Source organism: Streptomyces sp. NPDC102437, from assembly GCF_044765565.1.
GTDB lineage: Bacteria > Actinomycetota > Actinomycetes > Streptomycetales > Streptomycetaceae > Streptomyces.
The window spans coordinates 35,279-53,616 of sequence record NZ_JBIWKI010000034.1 but is presented as its reverse complement, the minus strand read 5'-3'; the positions used below and the strand labels follow the sequence as shown (position 1 = coordinate 53,616).

At 69.2% G+C, this 18,338-nt stretch carries 13 protein-coding genes and 1 pseudogene; 8 read left to right on the top strand and 6 right to left on the bottom strand.

Translation table 11 applies throughout. The features are described from left to right. Nucleotides 1–8: 8 nt before the first annotated feature. The 3 genes from ACIRJP_RS32120 to ACIRJP_RS32110 form a co-directional block, all read right to left on the bottom strand. Nucleotides 9–1,409 carry a M60 family metallopeptidase gene (locus ACIRJP_RS32120; RefSeq protein ID WP_404181745.1) on the bottom strand — a complete coding sequence of 467 codons (1,401 nt, stop codon included), beginning with the start codon at nt 1,407–1,409 and terminating at the stop codon, nt 9–11. A gap of 153 nt (nt 1,410–1,562) precedes the next feature. Beyond that, nucleotides 1,563–2,657, bottom strand: coding sequence for a LacI family DNA-binding transcriptional regulator (locus tag ACIRJP_RS32115; RefSeq protein WP_404181742.1), 1,095 nt, complete (start codon nt 2,655–2,657; stop codon nt 1,563–1,565). Between the two features lie 62 nt (nt 2,658–2,719). Next, nucleotides 2,720–3,706 carry a hydroxyacid dehydrogenase gene (locus ACIRJP_RS32110; RefSeq protein ID WP_404181739.1) on the bottom strand — a complete coding sequence of 329 codons (987 nt, stop codon included), beginning with the start codon at nt 3,704–3,706 and terminating at the stop codon, nt 2,720–2,722. A 339-nt stretch (nt 3,707–4,045) separates the two neighbouring features. Here ACIRJP_RS32110 and ACIRJP_RS32105 point away from each other — a divergent pair, with 339 nt between their 5' ends. The 7 genes and pseudogenes from ACIRJP_RS32105 to ACIRJP_RS32075 all read left to right on the top strand — a co-directional run. Continuing rightward, nucleotides 4,046–5,059, top strand: a complete 1,014-nt coding sequence (locus tag ACIRJP_RS32105) for an ABC transporter permease (protein ID WP_404181736.1) — start codon at nt 4,046–4,048, stop codon at nt 5,057–5,059. 82 nt (nt 5,060–5,141) lie between these two features. Beyond that, nucleotides 5,142–6,002, top strand: coding sequence for a carbohydrate ABC transporter permease (locus ACIRJP_RS32100; protein ID WP_404181782.1), 861 nt, complete (start codon nt 5,142–5,144; stop codon nt 6,000–6,002). Nucleotides 6,003–6,075: 73 nt separating this feature from the next. Next, nucleotides 6,076–7,749: an extracellular solute-binding protein gene (locus tag ACIRJP_RS32095; RefSeq protein WP_404181733.1), complete on the top strand. Its 1,674-nt coding sequence runs from the start codon at nt 6,076–6,078 to the stop codon at nt 7,747–7,749. Beyond that, complete coding sequence (locus ACIRJP_RS32090; protein ID WP_404181730.1) at nt 7,746–9,212, top strand: M1 family metallopeptidase; 1,467 nt, start codon at nt 7,746–7,748, stop codon at nt 9,210–9,212. Before ACIRJP_RS32095 ends, ACIRJP_RS32090 begins: the two co-directional genes overlap by 4 nt. After that, entirely contained in the window at nt 9,209–11,425 is a 2,217-nt protein-coding gene (locus ACIRJP_RS32085; RefSeq protein WP_404181727.1) for a right-handed parallel beta-helix repeat-containing protein, read from the top strand. The genes ACIRJP_RS32090 and ACIRJP_RS32085 overlap by 4 nt, the downstream gene beginning before the upstream one ends. A gap of 329 nt (nt 11,426–11,754) precedes the next feature. Then, nucleotides 11,755–11,937 carry a hypothetical protein gene (locus ACIRJP_RS32080; RefSeq protein WP_404181724.1) on the top strand — a complete coding sequence of 61 codons (183 nt, stop codon included), beginning with the start codon at nt 11,755–11,757 and terminating at the stop codon, nt 11,935–11,937. Nucleotides 11,938–12,114: 177 nt separating this feature from the next. Next, nucleotides 12,115–12,338, top strand: a pseudogene (locus ACIRJP_RS32075) (hypothetical protein); the annotation flags it as partial. A gap of 520 nt (nt 12,339–12,858) precedes the next feature. On the opposite strand, the gene ACIRJP_RS32070 reads toward ACIRJP_RS32075, so the two are convergent. The 3 genes from ACIRJP_RS32070 to ACIRJP_RS32060 form a co-directional block, all read right to left on the bottom strand. Then, complete coding sequence (locus ACIRJP_RS32070; RefSeq protein WP_404181721.1) at nt 12,859–13,872, bottom strand: S1 family peptidase; 1,014 nt, start codon at nt 13,870–13,872, stop codon at nt 12,859–12,861. Between the two features lie 506 nt (nt 13,873–14,378). Further along, nucleotides 14,379–15,461, bottom strand: a complete 1,083-nt coding sequence (gene dapE, locus ACIRJP_RS32065) for a succinyl-diaminopimelate desuccinylase (protein WP_404181718.1) — start codon at nt 15,459–15,461, stop codon at nt 14,379–14,381. Between the two features lie 487 nt (nt 15,462–15,948). After that, nucleotides 15,949–17,106 carry an alanine racemase gene (locus tag ACIRJP_RS32060; protein ID WP_404181715.1) on the bottom strand — a complete coding sequence of 386 codons (1,158 nt, stop codon included), beginning with the start codon at nt 17,104–17,106 and terminating at the stop codon, nt 15,949–15,951. A gap of 130 nt (nt 17,107–17,236) precedes the next feature. Here ACIRJP_RS32060 and ACIRJP_RS32055 point away from each other — a divergent pair, with 130 nt between their 5' ends. Beyond that, entirely contained in the window at nt 17,237–17,830 is a 594-nt protein-coding gene (locus ACIRJP_RS32055) for a helix-turn-helix domain-containing protein (protein WP_404181712.1), read from the top strand. The last annotated feature ends 508 nt before the right edge of the window (nt 17,831–18,338 follow it).

Here is an 18,338-nt window from a genome sequence, read left to right as displayed (position 1 = left end):
CACGACGGTCAGTCGGCCAGCGTGGACGGGTCGACGGGCGGCTTCGGAAGGTTCAGTGCGGCCAGCTCGGCCCGGCCCTTGGCGTCGATCGGGAACGCCCAGGTGTTCACGAAGAAGTCGGTGAGGTCGTAGCCCGCGACACGGCTGGAGTAGGTGGCGAGGGCCCGGTAGCGCTTGTCGTTCTCGGTGTAGTCGGACTGCGGGTTCTCCTCGCGGACCAGCTTGTGCATCCGGGGCCAGAAGTCTTCGCCGAACGCCAGCTCCAGCTGGCGCAGCGGGACGAGCTTCTCGTACGCGCCGAAGGACTTCTCGTACGTCAGCCCGGCCGTGCCGAACTTCAGCCGCGCCGACTCGAAGTAGGTGAGACCCGTCTTCGGGTCGACGGTGAGAAGGTTGGACGGCTGCTTCAGGGTGCGTTGCGCGGCGAGCGAGTAGATGTTGACCGTGACCTCGGTCAGACCGCCGGGCTTGTACGCCATCTGCTGGTGGAGATGGCCGAGTTCGTGGTAGAGCCCCCAACCCCGGGTCCGCAGCCCCTCCACGGTCGTGGCCCGGTCCAGGTAGGCGCGCGGGAAGCCGTTGTAGCCATGGGTGGCATAGGCGCCGACACCACTGGGCACCTTGCTGACCTCGGTGAAGTGGTACGGCCCGGCCTTGCGCCGGTGCACCGGCTTCGAGCCGTCCAGACCGCTGATCCGGGCATGGGAGTCGATGATCGTCTCGACCAGCCCGAGCAGTGCGGCGTGGTCCTCGCCTCGGTACAGCAGCGCACCCTCGCGAGTGAGCGTCATGATGGTGTTCGGCGCGTGCAGTTCGACGTACGGCGAGATGGTGAGAGTGTCCAGCTGTTGCTGGTAGTCGGCCTCGGAGGTGCGGCCCAGGGTGAAGACCGGCATGGGTACGGCACCGGAGCGGAACAGCACACCGGCCTGCTCGCCGCGGCCCGTCAGGGTGAGGTAGACCGGCCCGCCGTGCGGGTCCGTGACGGTGTTCGCCCCCGCGGTCAGCGGATAGCTGCGCGGCGCGGTGATCTCGCCGTAGTAGTCCCAGGCGCCGATCCAGAGGGTGGGCAGCAGATCGTCGTACGGCTGGACGGTGAGGGAGATCGGGGTGCCCGCCGGGACGTACAGACCGGTGGGCTGGAACTCCGAGCCGCGCAGGGCCTGTCCGAGCCGCAGCCGCTCGGCCTCGGCGGCGGGCCGGGCGGTCAGGGTCAGGTTGACCGGCCGGCCGGCCGCCCGCTCCGTGGCGGTGGCGGACGTGGCGGCCCGAGCCGTTCCGGTCGCGGCGCCGAGTGCGAGGGCCGCCCCGGCCGCGGCGGCCGCGGCGAGAACGGAACGCCGGCCGACGGGGGAGGAGGCGACGGAAGAGGTGGTGGCGGAGCCGGCGGGGTCTGTGGGCATGCGCATGCGGAACTCCCTGCGGAAACGAGTGAGGGCGGAAGCGTGCGGAACGGTGCTGCTCGGCGCCAGCATGTAAGCGGTTGCTAAGGGGAGGCAAGGGGTGACAAGAAGTTACTGTTATTTTCTATGGCCAACTGCGGACAGGCGGGAAGTAACCGGTCACATTCCGGCGGAACGGCCGGGCCTCGGCGCGACGGAATCGCGTACCACGATGTGGGTGCCGAGCCGTAGCGCGCCCGTGGTGGGTTCGCGCCAGTCGTCCTCGTCCCCGCTGTTCACGGCGAGCCGTACCGCCTGGCGCCCCATCTCCTCCAGCGGGACATGGACGGTGGTCAGCCGCGGTCGCAGCTCCTGCGCCACCGGAATGTCGTCGTACCCCACCAGGGACACGTCCTTCGGTACCCGGATCCCGGCCTCTTCCAGCGCCTGGGCCGCGCCCGCCGCCACCATGTCGTTGGCGGCGAAGACAGCGGTGAAGTCGGGCCCTTCCCGCAGTACTTCGGCCATCATCCGGTAGCCGAAGTTACGGCTGAAGGCGCCGGGCCGGACCAGGTCGGGGTCCGGTTCGATGCCGCGCAGCCGCAGCGCCCGCTGGTGGCCGGCGAGCCGGTCGCGGGTGGTGGAGAGCTTGGGCGGGCCACCGAGGGAGAGGATCCGTTCGTGCCCCTGCATCAGCAGATGGTCGGTGATGGCGAAGGCGCCGCCCTCGTTGTCGTACTCGACCGCGACGGTCGGGGCCTGCTCGCTCAGCGGCGGCCTGCCGCACAGCACCAGCTTCGATCCGCCCGCGTCCAACTCGCGTGCCCTGCGGGCCAGTTCGCTGGTGTAGCCGCGGTCCGCGATGGAGCCGCCGACCACGACCACCGCGTCCGCCCGGCGCTCGTGCATCAGATCGATGAAGGCCAGCTCCCGCTGCGGGTCGCCCTGGGTGCAGCAGACCAGGCAGAGCCGTCCGCCGAGCGCGGCCTCCCGCTCCACACCGCGCGCGATGTACGCGTAGAACGGGTCGATGACCTCGTTGACGATGATCCCGACGGTGCGGTTGGAGACGCCGGCCAGGGCGCGGGCGTGGGCGTTGACGACATAGCCCAGCTCGCGCATCGCGGACTCGACCCGCTCCCGGGTCGCCTCGGCGACCGGGTAGTTGCGGTTCAGTACGCGGGAGACGGTGGCCGTCGAGACGCCTGCGCGCCGTGCGACGTCGGTGACCGTCGCCCGCCGTTGTCCGTCCCCGGCCGTGCTCTGCCGGCGCATCCGGCTCACCCCCTGGTGGCTGTTGTGTGACGACGAGCCTAGAGCCTGTGCGAGGGAGGGGCTCACGCGATCCTCCCCAGATCGGCCCGCTGCACAGGGTGGTCGAACGGTGTGCCGTGCGCGTACCGGGCCAGTTCGTCGACCGCGAGTGCTCCCAGTCGGCCGACCTCGTTGCCCTGGGCGCCGGCCATGTGCGGGGTGAGGAAGACGTTCGGCAGGTCCCACAGGGGGTGGCCGTCGGGCAGCGGCTCGGGCGAAGTCACGTCGAGGACCGCGTCCAGCCGCCCGCTGACCAGGTGCCCGGTCAGCGCCTCGGTGTCCACCAGCGGGCCGCGCGAGGTGTTGACGAGCAGGGTGCCGGGGCGCATCAGGCTGATCCTGCGGGCATCGATGATCCCGCGGGTCTCCAGGGTGTCGGGGGCGTGGACGGTCACCACGTCGCTGGTCGCCACCAGGGTGTCGAGGTCGGTCGGGGTGACGCCGAGCAGTTCCGCCTCGGCCGCACTCACATAGGGGTCGTAGAGCAGCACCTCCACGTCCAGGACCCGCAGGAGTTCGATGACCCGCCGGCCGATCCGGGAGGCCCCGACGACGCCGATGGTCAGCCCGTGCGTGCCGAGCCAGTGCTGGCGGTCGAGATCGGCGCCGGTGCGGTGGGTGCGCCGGGTGCGGAAGAGCCCGGCCAGCGGGAAGACGCGCTTGGCGCCCATGATGATCGCCGCCAGGGTGTACTCGGCGACGGGTACGGCGTTGGCGGCGGCGGCCGACGAGACGACGATCCCGCGATCGAACGCAACCGGGGACAGAAAAGTTTTCACCGTGCCGGCCGCATGGATCACGGCCCGCAGCGCGGGCGCCCGGTCCAGCAGCGCGGCATCGACGGGCGGGCAGCCCCAGCCGGTGAGCAGGACCTCCGCGCCGCGAAGCGCCGCCGAGGCCTCCGGGGAGTCGAACTCGCTGATCACGGACGGATTGAGCAGCTCGGCGGTCTCCTCCAGACGGGCCCGCACCGGTGGCGGAAAGACGTCGTCCAGCAGTCCGGGGCTCATGACCAGGAGCGTGCGCGGCCGTCGCGGGGACGGTGCCGCGGCATCGCTACCGGAATGCGCCGGTGCCTCTTCGGTGGTTCGCACCCTGCCTCCGGACAGTAATCGCGTTCTATGGAATGACCGGCACGCTAAGGAGCGTGGCGGCCGACCGTCAAGCTCCCGCTCGCTCCAACTGTCCAAATAGGGAGCATATTTGCAGGTTAGGGACGCTGGATTCAGTCGCCCGGGCATCGCGACTCAACGACATTTGCCTGGATCTCTTGACGCTTGGGTTAACCGCTTACTAACTTGCGGCCCCAGAAGGCCCACCACGCGCCACCCAGCCGAACAGGACGCACCATGGCTGAAACAGCACCCCCGTTGCCGCGGGAAGAGCGGCGGCAGAAGGCTGAAACACCCTCCCCGCCCGCTGCCGGGGCCGTTGTCGCACAGCACCGGCTGAGCCTCTGGCAGCGGATCAAGCGGGACCGGGTGATGCTGCTGCTCACCCTGCCCGGCCTGCTGTACTTCATCGTCTTCCACTACGTACCGCTGCTCGGTTATGTCGTGGCGTTCCAGGACTACCAGCCGTACCTCGGCTACATGCACAGCGTCTGGGTGGGGTTCGCCAACTTCTCCGCGGCGTTCAGCGAGCCGGCCTTCTGGTCCGCGACGTTCAACACCCTGGAGATCGCCCTCGTCCAGCTGGTGTTCTTCTTCCCGATCCCGATCGCCCTGGCGCTGCTGCTCAACAGCATCGCCAGCGACCGGATCAGGCGCTTCGTGCAGAGCGTCGTCTATCTGCCGCACTTCATCGGCTGGGTCATCATCGTCTCGATCTTCCAGCAGATCCTGGGCGGTGCGGGGCTCCTGCCCGACGTCCTGGGCGGAATGGGGCTGCCGCGCTACGACATGATGAGCGACCCCGACGCCTTCCCCTGGCTGCTGACCCTTCAGGTGGCCTGGAAGGACGCCGGCTGGGGCACGATCATCATCCTCGCCGCGCTGCTGAACATCGACAAGCAGCAGTACGAGGCCGCCGCCATCGACGGTGCCGGACCGCGTCGCCGCCTGTGGCACGTGACCCTGCCGGGCATCGCCCCCGTACTCATCCTGCTGCTGATCCTCAACCTCGGGCAGATCCTCTCCGTCGGCTTCGAGCAGATCCTGCTCCAGCGCGACGCGGTCGGCCCGGACGCCGGTGAGGTCCTCGACACCTACGTCTACTACCACGGCATCAAGGACAACGACTGGGGCGTAGCCGCCGCTGTCGGACTCGTCAAGGCGGTCATCGGCACCGCACTCGTCCTGGGCGCGAACAAGTTCGCCCATCGACTCGGCCACGAAGGGGTGTACCGCGGTGCTGACCGCTGAGAAGACGCGCGCCACAACGGAATCCACCGCCCCGGCGCCCCGCCCCGAACCCGCCGGGAAGTCCGACGGCCGGCCCCCGTGGATGGAACGGCCGACCCGCATCGGACAGACCGCCAAGGCGATAGCCATCGTCGTGGTCGTCCTCGCCGTCGCCTACCCGCTGGTCGGTGTCATCGGCACGAGCTTCGCCTCGCAGACCGACATCATCAAGAGCTCCGGCCTCGTCGTGTGGCCGGACCACCCCACCCTGGACGCCTACCGCACCATCTTCACCGGCGGAGTCGTCACCCGGGCGCTGATCGTCTCCGTGGGCATCACGGTCCTCGGCACCCTCGCCAGCCTCCTGGTCACCGTCGGCATGGCGTACGGGCTCTCCCGCCGCGACGTCACCGGCTCCCGCTTCATCCTGATGACGGCCCTGTTCACGATGCTCTTCAACGCGGGCATCATCCCGAACTTCCTGCTGGTCAAGGGACTCGGCCTGTACGACACCTACGCGGCGCTCGTCATGCCCACCCTGGTCAGCGCGTTCAACCTGGTCGTCCTGCGCTCCTTCTTCATGAATCTGCCCGAGGAGCTGTACGACGCGGCGAAGGTCGACGGCGCGGGCGACTTCCGAGTGCTGGTGCGCATCGTTCTGCCGCTGTCCAAGGCCGTCCTCGCGGTGATCAGCCTCTTCTACGCGGTGACGTACTGGAACGCCTTCTTCAACGCGCTCCTGTACCTCAACGACTCCGACAAGTGGCCGCTGCCGATGGTGCTGCGCACCTACGTGCTCCAGGGCCAGAGCCTGAACGCCGCCTCCGCCGGCGAGGTGCTCGCCCCGCAGCAGGCCGTGCAGATGGCGGTCCTGGTGATCGCCGTCGTACCGATCCTCTGCGTCTACCCGTTCCTCCAGCGCTACTTCACCAAGGGCGTGCTCACCGGCGCCGTCAAGGGCTGAGAGCCCGCCCGACGGCCTCTGAGCGCAACCACCGCCCCCCACTCCTTCCTTCCCCTCTCTCAAGGAGATTCAGGTGTCGAGCTCCACCCCCATCAACCGCAGAGCGCTGTTCCGCATGGGTGCGGGCGTCGGTCTGGGACTGGCCGCCGCCCCGCTGCTCGCCGCCTGCGGCGACGGCGGCACGACCGCCAAGGCCGAGGCCAAGAGCGCCTCGCTGCTGCCCAACACCGCGGTCCGCAACATCGGCCTCAACCCCGACCTGGCGGGCACCGCGGCCGGCGTTCCGCAGGGCTACTTCAGCTACCCGGCCAAGCCGCTGCGCGCCACGAAGGGCACCCCGCTCAAGGGGGCGAAGCCGATCAGCGCGACGATGGAGACCTTCTCCCCGCCGCCGCCCTCGCGCGGCGGCAACGCCGCCTGGCAGGAGATCGAGAAGCTCCTCGGCGGCACGGTGAACATCACCGCCGTACCCGCCGACGACTACGGCACCAAGTTCTCCACCATGGTCGCCAGCGACAGCCTGCCCGACATCTTCATGTACCCCGAGACCGGAGGCGTCGACAACAAGGCCGCCTTCCTCCAGGCCAAGTGCGCCGACCTGACCCCGTACCTCGCCGGTGACAAGGTCCAGGACTACCCGAACCTGGCGGCGATCCCGAAGGCCGCCTGGCAGGCCGCGATCTTCGGCGGGAAGCTCTACGGGATCCCGATCGCCAGGACCGGCACCGGTGGCGCGGGCTTCTACCGCCACGACCTGTTCGAGGAGGTCGGTGTCACCAGCCTCGACCAGATCACCGACCTCGACCGTCTCGTCGAGGTCTGCAAGGAACTGACCCGGCCCAAGAAGGACCAGTACGCCATCATCGCGGGCGCCACCGGCATGCTCGCCATGTCCGCGGGCGCGCCCGGTGGCTGGCGGCTGGACGAGAAGACCGGCAAGTTCACCCTGGACCTGGAGACCCCGGAGTACCGCAAGGCGGTGGAGACCGCCCGGCTGCTGTACAAGGCCGGCTGCTACTACCCGGGAACCCTCCAGATGTCCGGGGCGCAGAAGGCCCAGTACACGGACATGTTCAAGAACGGCAAGGGCGCCTACGTCCTCGACGGCATGCCCAGCTACCTGGCACCCGGAGTCGGCTACGTAGCCGCCATGAAGGCGATCGACAAGAAGTACGACCCGCGCCCGTTCGTGCCGGTCGGCAAGGACGCCGTCGCCTGGATGGACAACGTCTCGCTCCAGAACACCCACATCAAGAAAGCGTCCGGGGACCGCGTCAAGGAGATCCTGGCCCTCGCCGACTTCGCCGCGTCCCCGTTCGGCAGCCAGGAGTACACGCTCATCAACTACGGCGTGGAGGGCAAGGACTTCACCCGCGACGCCAAGGGCAACCCGGCGCTCACCAAGCAGGGCACCCAGGACGTCACCGTGCCCTGGAAGTTCACCGCCTCCGCCGTCCCGGCCATCTTCAGCGCCGACTCGGAGCAGGGCGTCCGGCACGTCCACGACGCCTTCACCAAGATGATCCCGATGATGGTGCCGGATCCGGTGCTCCAGTACTCCTCGCCCACCTGGGACTCCAAGGGCACCGGCAGCCTCAACACACTGAAGGGCGACGGGCTGAAGGACATCATCGCCGGCCGCAAGCCCATGTCAGCCTACGACCAGCTCGTCAAGGACTACCTGGCCAAGGGCGGCGAGCAGGCCCGCGGCGAGTTCGAGGAAGCGTTCCAGAAGGGGAACAAGTGACGACGCGACGCTCGGCCCTGAAGCTCGGCGGTGCGGCGGTCGCCGCAGCCGTCGCCGTACCCGCACTCGGTTCGACCGCCCTCGCACAGCCGCACGGCTTCGACCCGAAGCCCGGCTCCGACGGCGTCGGCGACCCGCTCTTCCCGACCCTCGGCAACGGCGGCTACCAGGTCGTCCACTACGACCTGACCTTCGATTTCACCCCGGTCACCTACGACTTCACCGCCGTGGTGCGGATCAACGCCAAGGCCACCCAGGACCTCTCCGCGTTCAACCTGGACACCGACGGCCACACCATCGACTCCGTCACCGTCGCCGGCCGCCCCGCGACCTGGGCGCTCGCGCCCGGCAGGAGCGGCCAGGAACTCACCGTCACGCCCGACCGACCGCTCCACAACGGCCAGGCGTTCACCGCCGAGGTCCGCTACCGGGGCAACGGCAAGGCGCCCCGACTCGGCCTGACCGGGTGGAAGTTCGGCACGGACGGCGGCTTCGCCTCCGCCGCCCAGTCCTCCCGTGCCGACACCTTCCTGCCCTGCAACGACACCCCGTCCGACAAGGCGACGTGGACCTTCCACATCAGCGCCCCGCAGGGCTATGTCGCCGCCGCCAACGGCGAGCTCCTCCACAAGACCCCGCGCAGCGACGGCTCCACCGTCTGGCACTTCGCCCTGCGCGAGCGCATGGCGACCGAACTCATCGGCATCGCCGTCGTCAAGGGCACCTACCTCTACGGCACCAGCCACCGCGGACTCCCGCTGCGCCACATCGTCCCCCAGGGCCAGGAGGACAAGTACGGGCCGATCGTCGCCCGTACCGCAGACCATCTGGCCTGGCTGGAGGCCAAGTTCGGCCGCTACCCGTTCTCCGTCTACGGCGTGCACGTCTACGACGGCTACACCGACGCCCTGGAGAACCAGACCCTCTCCCTGTTCTCCACCAACTGGTTCAAGCTCAACGCCAACGGCCAGCCCGGCTACGAGACCACCATGGTCCACGAACTGGTCCACCAGTGGTTCGGCGACTCCGTCACCCCCAACGACTGGCAGCAGGCCTGGCTCAACGAGGGCCCCGCCGTGTACTACGCCGGCCTGTACGGCGAGGAGCGCGGCTGGTCGGTCTTCGAGGACAAGATGAAGGCGACGTACGAGAAGCTCGACGCGGTCCGCGCCGCCGACGGCCCGCCCGGACTGCCCAAGGCGCTCGGCGGCACCAACATCTACGACGGCGGAGCCCTCGTCCTGTACGCCCTCAGCCTCCGGATCGGTCAGCGGAAGTTCGACCGGGTCATGCGCGAGTGGGTGAAGCGCTTCAAGGACTCCACGTACACCAGCGAGGCCTTCATCCGCCACACCGTAGACGTCACCGAAGACGCCTCCCTCGACCCGTTCCTGCGCGACTGGCTCTTCGGAGCCGTGAACCCGCCCATGCCCGGCCACCCCGACTGGAAGGCCACCGCGTGAACCGCCACTGTCCGAACGTCGTACGAGGAACCGCCGCTGCCGCCTCCGCCGCCTTCCTGGCCGCACTGCTCGTCGCCCCCGCCGCCCAGGCGGCGCCCGGCGCCCGCACCCTGTACGCGGCCCCGGACGGCCACGGCACCTCCTGTACGGTCGCCCGCCCCTGCACCCCCGAGGGCGCCCGCGACCTGGCCCGCACCGAGACCGGCCACGACATCCGCGTACTCCTGAAGAACGGCACGTACCAGCTCGACCAGCCTCTGAGGCTCGGCGCCGCCGACTCCGGGAAGGCCGGCCACACCATCACCTGGAGCGCGGCGCCCGGCGCCCGCCCCATCCTCTCCGGCGGACAGGACATCACCGGCTGGCAGCAGAACACCGACGGCACCTGGACCGCCGGGGTCCCGTCCGGCGTCACCCCGCGCCAGCTCTTCGTCGACGGCAGGCGCGCCACCCGCGCCCGCGGCGAGGCCTGCGCGGCGAGCATCTGCGACGCCACGAAGACCGGCATGACCGGCGCGGTCGCCACTGGCATCGCCGACTGGCAACGCCCCACCGACGCCGAAGCCGTCATCCGGATCCGCTGGCGCAACTACCACTGCCGGATCACGGCCGTGAACGGCGATGTCATGACCTTCGCCCAGCCCTGCTGGACCAACTCGGCCAGCGGGACGAACCGCACCGGCCCCGCCTGGGACTCCACCACGGTCGACTCCACCCGCTACAGCGGCGTCGCCTTCTTCGAGAACGCTCCCGAACTCCTCGATCAGCCGGGCGAGTTCTTCTGGAACTCGAAGGAGCGCACCGTCACCTACCTGCCGCGCAAGGGCGAGAACATGCGCCACGCGCGGGCCGTCACCCCGCACACCGAACAGCTGCTCGTCGTCGACGGCGCCCATGACGTCACCGTCAGCGGGATCGGCTTCGCGTATGCGGCGTACCGGCAGCCCGGGACCGACGAGGGCTACGCGGGCATGCAGGCGGGCCTCACCCTGACCGGAGCCACCGGCCCCGCCGACCACGCCGGCCGCTTCTACACCAAGCCGTCCGCCGCGGTGACCGTCCGCGGCGGACAGCGCGTCAGCATCGACAACGCCCGGTTCAGCCGGCTCGGCGGGGCGGGCGCGATCCTCGAAGCGGGCACCAAGGACAGCTCCGTGACCCGCTCGTCGTTCACCGACCTGTCCTCCGGCGCCGTCTACGTCGGCGATACCGAGCCCATGCCGTCGGCGGCGCTCGCGGGGGAGCGGAACACCGTCGCGTACAACACCATCACCCGATCCGGAGCCGAGTACACCGACTCGGTGGGCATCTGGGCCGGATACGAGGCCGGGCTGACCGTCGACCACAACAGCCTGGACCACCTCCCGTACTCCGGGATCTCGGTCGGCTGGGGCTGGAACCAGCCCGAGTCGCAGAAGTCCGTGCTGCGTGACAACAAGGTGACGGACAACCGGATCACCCACGTCATGGAGGTCGCTCAGGCGCAGCACGACGGCGGGGCGATCTACACCCAGGGCTCGCAGCCGGGCACGGTTGTCTCCGGCAACTACATCAACCGCTCCGCCTTCGGGAACACCGAGCGCGACGGCAACGGCATCTACCTCGACGAACAGTCCTCGCACATCCTCGTCGAGAAGAACGTCATCACCCGCATCGGCTACAAGTGGGTGTCGAACTGGGCGGACTACGGAATCCAGAACACCGCCCGCGGCAACTGGACCGACACCGCCGCGCCCGCCCTCGGCGGCACCGGCTCGGTCATGACGGACAACCTCACCGGCCTGGACCGGCTGCCGGCCGAGGCGCTGGCCGTCGCGCGCCGGGCGGGCGCCCACGGCGGTCCGGTCGAGCAGCTGCGCACCGACCTGGCCCGCACCGGCACCGCCACCCAGTCCTCCACCGAGGGCACGGCGGGCGCGGCACTCGCGCTGGACGGCGACACCAACACGGACACCCGCACGCTGTCCCAGGCGGGCGCCTGGTGGCAGGTCGACCTGGGCGGTGAGCAGCACATCCGCCAGATCGAGATCTGGAACAACTCCTCGTCCACGACCGCCGACTTCGACGTGGTCACGGACGACGGAACGATCCACGTCAGCGGGAAGGCACTGCGCCCGACCGTCCTGGACCTGGACAGCCGCACCCGCACGGTGAAGATCGTGACGTCTGGCACCGGACGCGTGGCACTGTCCCAGGTGCTCGTCCACCCGTAGGGCCTGTACGCCCCCGATCCACCGGGCGCTCCCCGGGGACGCCGCCGGTCACACCCCGACCGGCGGCGTCGCCGTGCTCGCCCGCACCACTCCGGATCGGTGTCGTCCCCCCTCGTCCTGGCGGCCACGGCCTGCGGTGGCAACGACGCGTCCACCACCAGCGAATCGGGCAAGAAGCTGGACAAGGTCACGCTGACCCCCAACTGGTACCCGTACGGCGAACACGCGCCGTTCCGCTACGAACAGCTCACGTGCTCGCCGCAGCCGGTACTTGAGCGTGTTGTGGTGAATCGGGCGGCAGCTATGGCATGGGCACCGAGCGCGCTGTCGTGGGAGACCGGACATGGCAGGGCCATCGCGGCAGCTACCCCGGGTTCAGCGCGCAGGGCGCAACCGATCTTGAGCGCGGGGTGACGCTCGTCGTCGTGACGAACAGGTATATGCCCAAGCACAGTCCCGCGGACGTCATCTGGGAGCAGCTCGCCGAGACATACGCGAGGGCCGCAAGCTGAACCGAGCTCTGGGTGTCACTGAGCTGTTGACATCTACGGATCACGACGCTGCGTGAGGGGGGTTCGTGAAGCCTCGGGTACCCGGACTTGATCTCGGCAGACCAGTTCGTACCAGGGGCTTTACGCCTGTCCGGCAGAGGGAGCGCCGAGCAGCGTCACATGCCGCGCGACCCTGTCCTTCGACGCAGCACCGTCGAGTGCGTTTCCCGCCTGCTGGAGGCCGGGCACCGTCGGCGCTGCACCCGCAAGACCCGCTTGCTCACCCTCTTCCGTCAGAACGTCGTGGTATTGCGCTGGTTCGTCGACGGGACGCTGACGCCTGCCACATCCCCGGGCCGACACCCGGCGTGGACCTGTGGTGGACCGGCAAGCACAAGCAGCACGGTGGCAACATCCAGGTTGCACACGACCACGACGCGTCGGCCCCCGCGTTTCGTTCGACACCCCACTGGACTCCGAGGTCGACGACCTCGGAGTCCAGTGGGGCCCATCAGGTGAGCGTGGGGCTGTAGGTGGTGCGGGACGGCAGAACCCTCGTGCCGCGCCGCCGTCCGCGCACGGAGTCGGCCATTCGCCTGCACCTGTCGAGTGCGCCGCCGGCCCTGACCCGCTGGGCACAGGACGGGAGAACCACCCGGTGCGAGGTCACCGTCGGCGACGTCTGCGCCGTGCTGCCTCCCTCCGGCGCGGGCCGCCACCGCATGGCCGCAGGGCCCGCGGTCCCTCTTCCGCGGCCTGGTCTTCACCGACCCGGCTCGACAGGTTGCCACCGGGATCCTCGCTCGACTGTCCCGCTGTCGCTGGACGTGGAGATCATCCGCCAGGCCCTTGAATCCGCCGACCCGGCGCAGGCCGTGCAGGACGCGGCGAAGGGCGGCGGCCCGTGGCGAGGGGGCCGCCTTTGGGCTGCGGCGGTTTCGCTCAGGCGGCGTGGCGGGTCTTGCGGCGACGTACCACGACGGCGGTGCCGCCACCGGCGACGACAAGCGCGGCGGCCACGCCGGCAATCGCCGCGGTGTTGTCGTTCGTGCCGGTCTCGGCGAGGTTGGCGTCCTTGGCCGCAGCCGACGAAGCGCTGTTGGTCTCGGCGAGGTTGGCGCCCTTGGCCGCAGTCGACGGAGCGCTGTTGGTCTTCATGGTCTTGTTGATCCAGCCCGCGTAGGCGGGCGCGCTGGTGTAGAGGCCGGGGCCCTGCGAGCACGGCACGTTCGGGGCGCCGGGCCCGGAGGTGACGCCGATCAGTTCCCAGCGGCCGTCCCGGCCCTTTTGGACCTGCGGTCCGCCGGAGTCCCCGTGGCACGCCATGGCCTTGGGCACGGTGGTGATCGTGCACAGCCGGGTCCGGTCCGCCCAGCCGGGCGCGCACTCTGACTCGGCGCCCCTGCGGGTGTTCAGCTCCTGCAGCCGGTCCGGGAACTTGAACTCGGTTTCGACGGTGGTGCCGAAGCCCAGGAGCCGGGTCGGCGTGCCGGGCTTTCCTGCCTGCTTGGCGATCTTGATGGGTTGCTCGGCGACCGGGCGGTCCAGGCGTACCAGCGCGATGTCGTCCTTGTTGGCGACCTTGTTGTCGCCGTTCACGTAGCCGGGGTGGACGAAGGTCCGGTCGATCTTCCGCACGGTGCCGCCGGACTTGCGGTGGTCGCTGCCGACCCGCACGATGCCGTCCAGCTTGATGCCCTCGACCTTCAGGCAGTGGGCCGCCGTCAGCACCCACTGCGGATCGATCAGCGACGCCCCGCAGTTCCCGTCGATCAGACCCTGCTCCGGGGCCGACTCCGGGATGGTCGCCATGAACGGGTAGCTCTCGGTGGAGTCCGACCCGTTGACGATGGCGCTGGCGCTGCCGGCCATGACAGTGACGCAGGCCGCGGCGGCGAGAGCACCGACGGCAGCGGTGCGGGCGGTACGGCGGCGCGGCGACTTGAAGCTGAACACAGAAGGTTCCCTTTTGCTTGGTGGATCCGTATGCATTCAGCTTCGTTGTCCGAACCCTGCCGCACCATCCGGGCAACGGGTCGGTCGATGGTATGGCTAGCCCCCCCTCTGAACTGGGGAAACTCGGTGGCCGAAGGGGAGCTGCCCGGCGAAGGACTCCGCAGAGGGCCGGAGAACCCCCGGAGGGAGTCACCGGCCGGGAGCCAGGACACAGACGTAGGCCCTGATCGAGCTCGTGCACGCCGTACCGGAGAGCGACTAGGACGCGGAACGGTCGAAACGGCGAACGCCCCGCCGACGGCTGGGACAGATCGACCCCAGCGGTCGGCGAGAACCACGTCGCCCGGGGCATGAACAGCACCCCCCACCAGGAGCATCCCGATGCCGCCCCGGCAAGAACCCAGTGCCGGTCGCGACGAGACGCTCGTCCTCCGGCTGCACCTACGAACGCCGGCCCGGCTGCGGGCAGGCGGCTGAGCGTCCCTGACAGATGTTGACCGTGCGTATCAACGGATGAGCCAGTCCCGAAGGGCGCGGTGGACTTCACGCAGTTGGGAGACCTCCACGTACTCACCAGGTGTGTGGGCCAAAGACGGGTCGCCTGGACCGAAGTTCAGGGCGGGCACGCCTGCCGCAGCGAAGCGGGCGACATCGGTCCAGCCCAGTTTCGCCTGCGGCTCGGTGCCGAGCCGCGCGAGCAGCGACGCGGCGGCGGGCCGGTCGAGCCCCGGCAGGGCGCCCGGCAACACCTCGGTCACCTCAACCTCGTACTCGGAAAAGAGCCCACGCACGTACGCCTCTGCCTCCACAGTGGTACGGCTGGGCGCGTAGCGCAGATTGACCGTGACCACGCACAAGTCAGGGACCACGTTGCCGGCGACCCCCGACCGCACCGCCACGGCGCTCAGCCCCTCCCGGTACACCAGCCCATCGATGACCACCTCCTCAGCGATGTGCTCCGCCAATCTGCGCAGCACATCACCAGCGAGATGCGCCGCGTTGACGCCCATCCACGGCCGGGCTGTGTGCGCCCGCCTTCCCCGTACGACTATGTCCGCCGTGAGGAAGCCCTGACAGCCGCCTTCCACCGTGCCGTTGGAGGGCTCCATAAGGATTGCCAGATCGGCGTCGAGGAGGTCCGGGCGCTCGGCGGCGATCCTGCCCAGGCCGTTGCGGTTGTCAGATGTCTCCTCACACTCGTAGAAGACGTAAGTGACGTCCCGGACCGGGGTGGCGATGGTCGCCGCGGTGTGCAGGGCCACAGCGACCCCGCCCTTCATGTCGCATGCCCCAAGCCCGTGCAAGAACCCGTCGGCGAGACGGGAGGGCAGATTGTCGCATGGCGGGACAGTGTCCAGGTGCCCGGCGATCACCACGCGCTCGGCTCGTCCCAGATCAGTGCGGGCGACCACGGAGTTACCGATCCGCTCGACCCTCAGGTGGGACAGACTCCTCAAAGCACGCTCCACCCCGTTGGCGAGTGTCGCCTCCTCACCGCTCTCGGACGGTATGTCGACCAACGCGCGTGTCAACTCGACAAGATCCGCGCCGAGATCGAGTGCAGTCCGGATGCCGCTGGAAACAGACATGGCAGTTCTCCATCAGATAGGGGACAAGGTGCAGCTACTCCGGCGCACGGCACAGGAGCGGGTCGGGGCGGTGTGCGGTACCACGCTTACGTCATCCGATGGCTTGCCCCCCGTTCGCTTGCCCCGCCGTTCAGCGGCGGCCGAAGCAGAGGTAGAGCGATGGCACCCAGCAACCGGTGATCGTCAGGTGACAGGTGGCACATACGCCAGGTTCAGGTACACGGAACGGCCGTGGGCCGACGCGGCGGAGCGGGGCCTCGATGAGCGTAGAGCTGCCCCCGATCACGTCCGGGGCGGCTGGTACCAGGGCAGCGCCGGCTGCCTGCCCGGCGCTGGTCAGCGAGTCGTGTCCAGCCGCGTCGCCTTGACGGTGACGGTGACCACGCCCGACCTCTTGATCGAGGACCACCGCGGAGCCTTCGGCGTCAAGCGGCTGTGCCGGGTCTGTCGGGGCCGACCGGCCGCCGGAGCCGGTTGGCGGCCGTGATCAGCGGAATTTGGGATGCCACACGTCCAGCGTGTGACCTTGGCTGTCGACCACGGTGATGTCGGGCCAGCGGTCGAAGGCGGAGCAGGGGTGGGAGATCCCGAGGTCGACCTCGTCGCCGACGTGCAGATCGCGTACATCGGTGAGGACAAGGTGGTGGTCGTAGATCTGGTCCGCGGTCGCTGTGGCGGCGGTCCGCCGTGCGCCGTATGGATCGCGGGCGGCGATGAGTACGGGAAGGCCGGCGTCGTAGGGCAGCTCGCGTTTCCCGGCGCCGACGACGGCTCGCCCTGGTTCCGGGGTGGAGAGCACGACCGCGCGCACGGTCAGCGCCGCTTTCAGGCCAGGCAGGCGGGAGACATGTTCGTATGTGCCGTGGTCATGGGTGACGTAGCAGCCTGACCGCAGGACGGGCACCATCGGCAGGTCACCGGGGTGGCGTGCGGCGTTGGCCAGGGCGTGGACGACCCGGTCGGGGAACGCCGAGCCGCCCATGCTGAAGACAGGCCGCGTGGTCTCGAAGAGCGCGGTGAGGTTGCGGAACACCGTGATCGTCCGATGGCAGTGCTCGTCGACGGCCGCAAGGGTGGTGGTATCCCTCCGGTTGGGCCGGACGCCTTCGAAGCCGGCGACGCCGGCAAGGAGGAGTCCGGGCGCTGCGCGGACGGCCCTGGCCAGGTCAGCCGCCTCGGCCGGCCCCTTCACGCCTGTGCGGCCTGCGTCCGTTCCGACGTCGATCAGGATGCGCAGGGGGGCGCGTGCGCCGGCCATGAGCGGCTGGGCGAGGCCGATACCAGCCAAGGAGTCGACGAAGCAGTACAGCTCCGGTTCTGGTGCCTCGTCGAGCCACCGGCGCAGCAGGGAGAGGTCGTGGGGGTGGACGACCTGGTTCGCAATGATCACACGCCGCGCTCCCCACCCAAGGGCGATCCTGGCCTGCGTCACGGTGGCGACCGTGACGCCCCATGCCCCCGCGGCCAGCTGCCGTTCGACGATGGAGCGCGTCATGGTGGTCTTGATGTGCGGGGCCAGCTCAACGTGGTGATCGCGGCACCAGGCCGCCATGAGCCCGACATTGTGCTCCAGCGCCTGCTGGTCGAGGCGGAGCTCCGGCAGCTGCCCGGTTGAATGTCCGCCTAGTGGCATCTCGTGGTCCATCGGCTCCTCCGAGCGCGGCGTACCGCCGCAGGGCGAGGGGGACGTGTATATGCGACGGAGCGTAGATTATTTATGACGAGTTGCAAATACCATGCTGGATGGAGCGTGGTGGTCAGTGGAGGAGGAGCCTGTGGCGAACGATGAGTGCGCGCCCGACACATCCGAGTCCTCAGCCGGCGAGGGGATCGGTAGGTTCCTGCGGCGTGAGCGGCTGGAGAGAGGCTTCACCCTGGAGAAACTGGCGGAGAAGACGGGTCTCTCCCGCAGCTACCTCAGCAATGTCGAGCGGGACGTGAACAGCCCGACGATCAACACGTTGCGTACGATCGTCGACGCCCTCGGTACGACACTCAGCCGACTGTTCCACACGATCGAGCGGGAGCGCCGTGTGCTCACCCGCCCCGAAGAGCGCGTCGAACTCACCCGCGCGGGAGTAGAAGGGGTGACGTACACCCTCCTCAATCCAAAACACGGCGGCAAGCTCGAAATGATGATGCTGGAGGTCGCCCCGGGAGCCTCCTCCGGCACCAATCCGCACACCCACGGGGGAGAGGAAGTCGGCCTGCTGCTGAGCGGGGAGCTGGACTACTGGGTCGACGGAGTCCACCACCGCCTCCAGCCCGGCGACTGCGTCAGCTTCGATTCCTCCCTGCCGCACCGCTACAGCAACCCGGGCAACGTACCCGCAGTCTGCGTCTGGGCGGAGAAACTGCCGGGCTTCTGAGCAGCGCAGCAGAGACAAAGGCTGCACGGACCCGCACACACCAGGACTCATGAGGGGTCCGGCCGAGCACGCTGGCCTGGTCCCCCATGAGTCCTGGCAAGTTGGTAGAGCTTCCCCCTTGTCGCCGGAGCCGGCGAAGTTGCGGAAGTCCGCACGCTGATGCCCCGAACACCGTCATCCGGCCGACCGCCTGCACAACGCTCACGGCTTGGGACCACAGGTGTCCACCCGCGCCTACGCAACGGAGGAGACCCGGCACCCGTTCTGGCCGCAGGGCTTCGGCACCCTGTATGCCGCCGCTGACGCATGCATGGGCCGCTCACATGCGCCTGACCCCCGTGACGGAGCCCGAGATCTGACGGCCCCCGACGCCTCGTAGCGCCCGACCAGCGTGGTTACCCGGCCGGTGGACGCACGTCGACGGCTTCCAGGGCCCGGAACGTGCTCAACAAAGGAATACTCCTGACGGTACGGAGGCAAATGGGCATGTCCTTTCGGCCAATGTTGG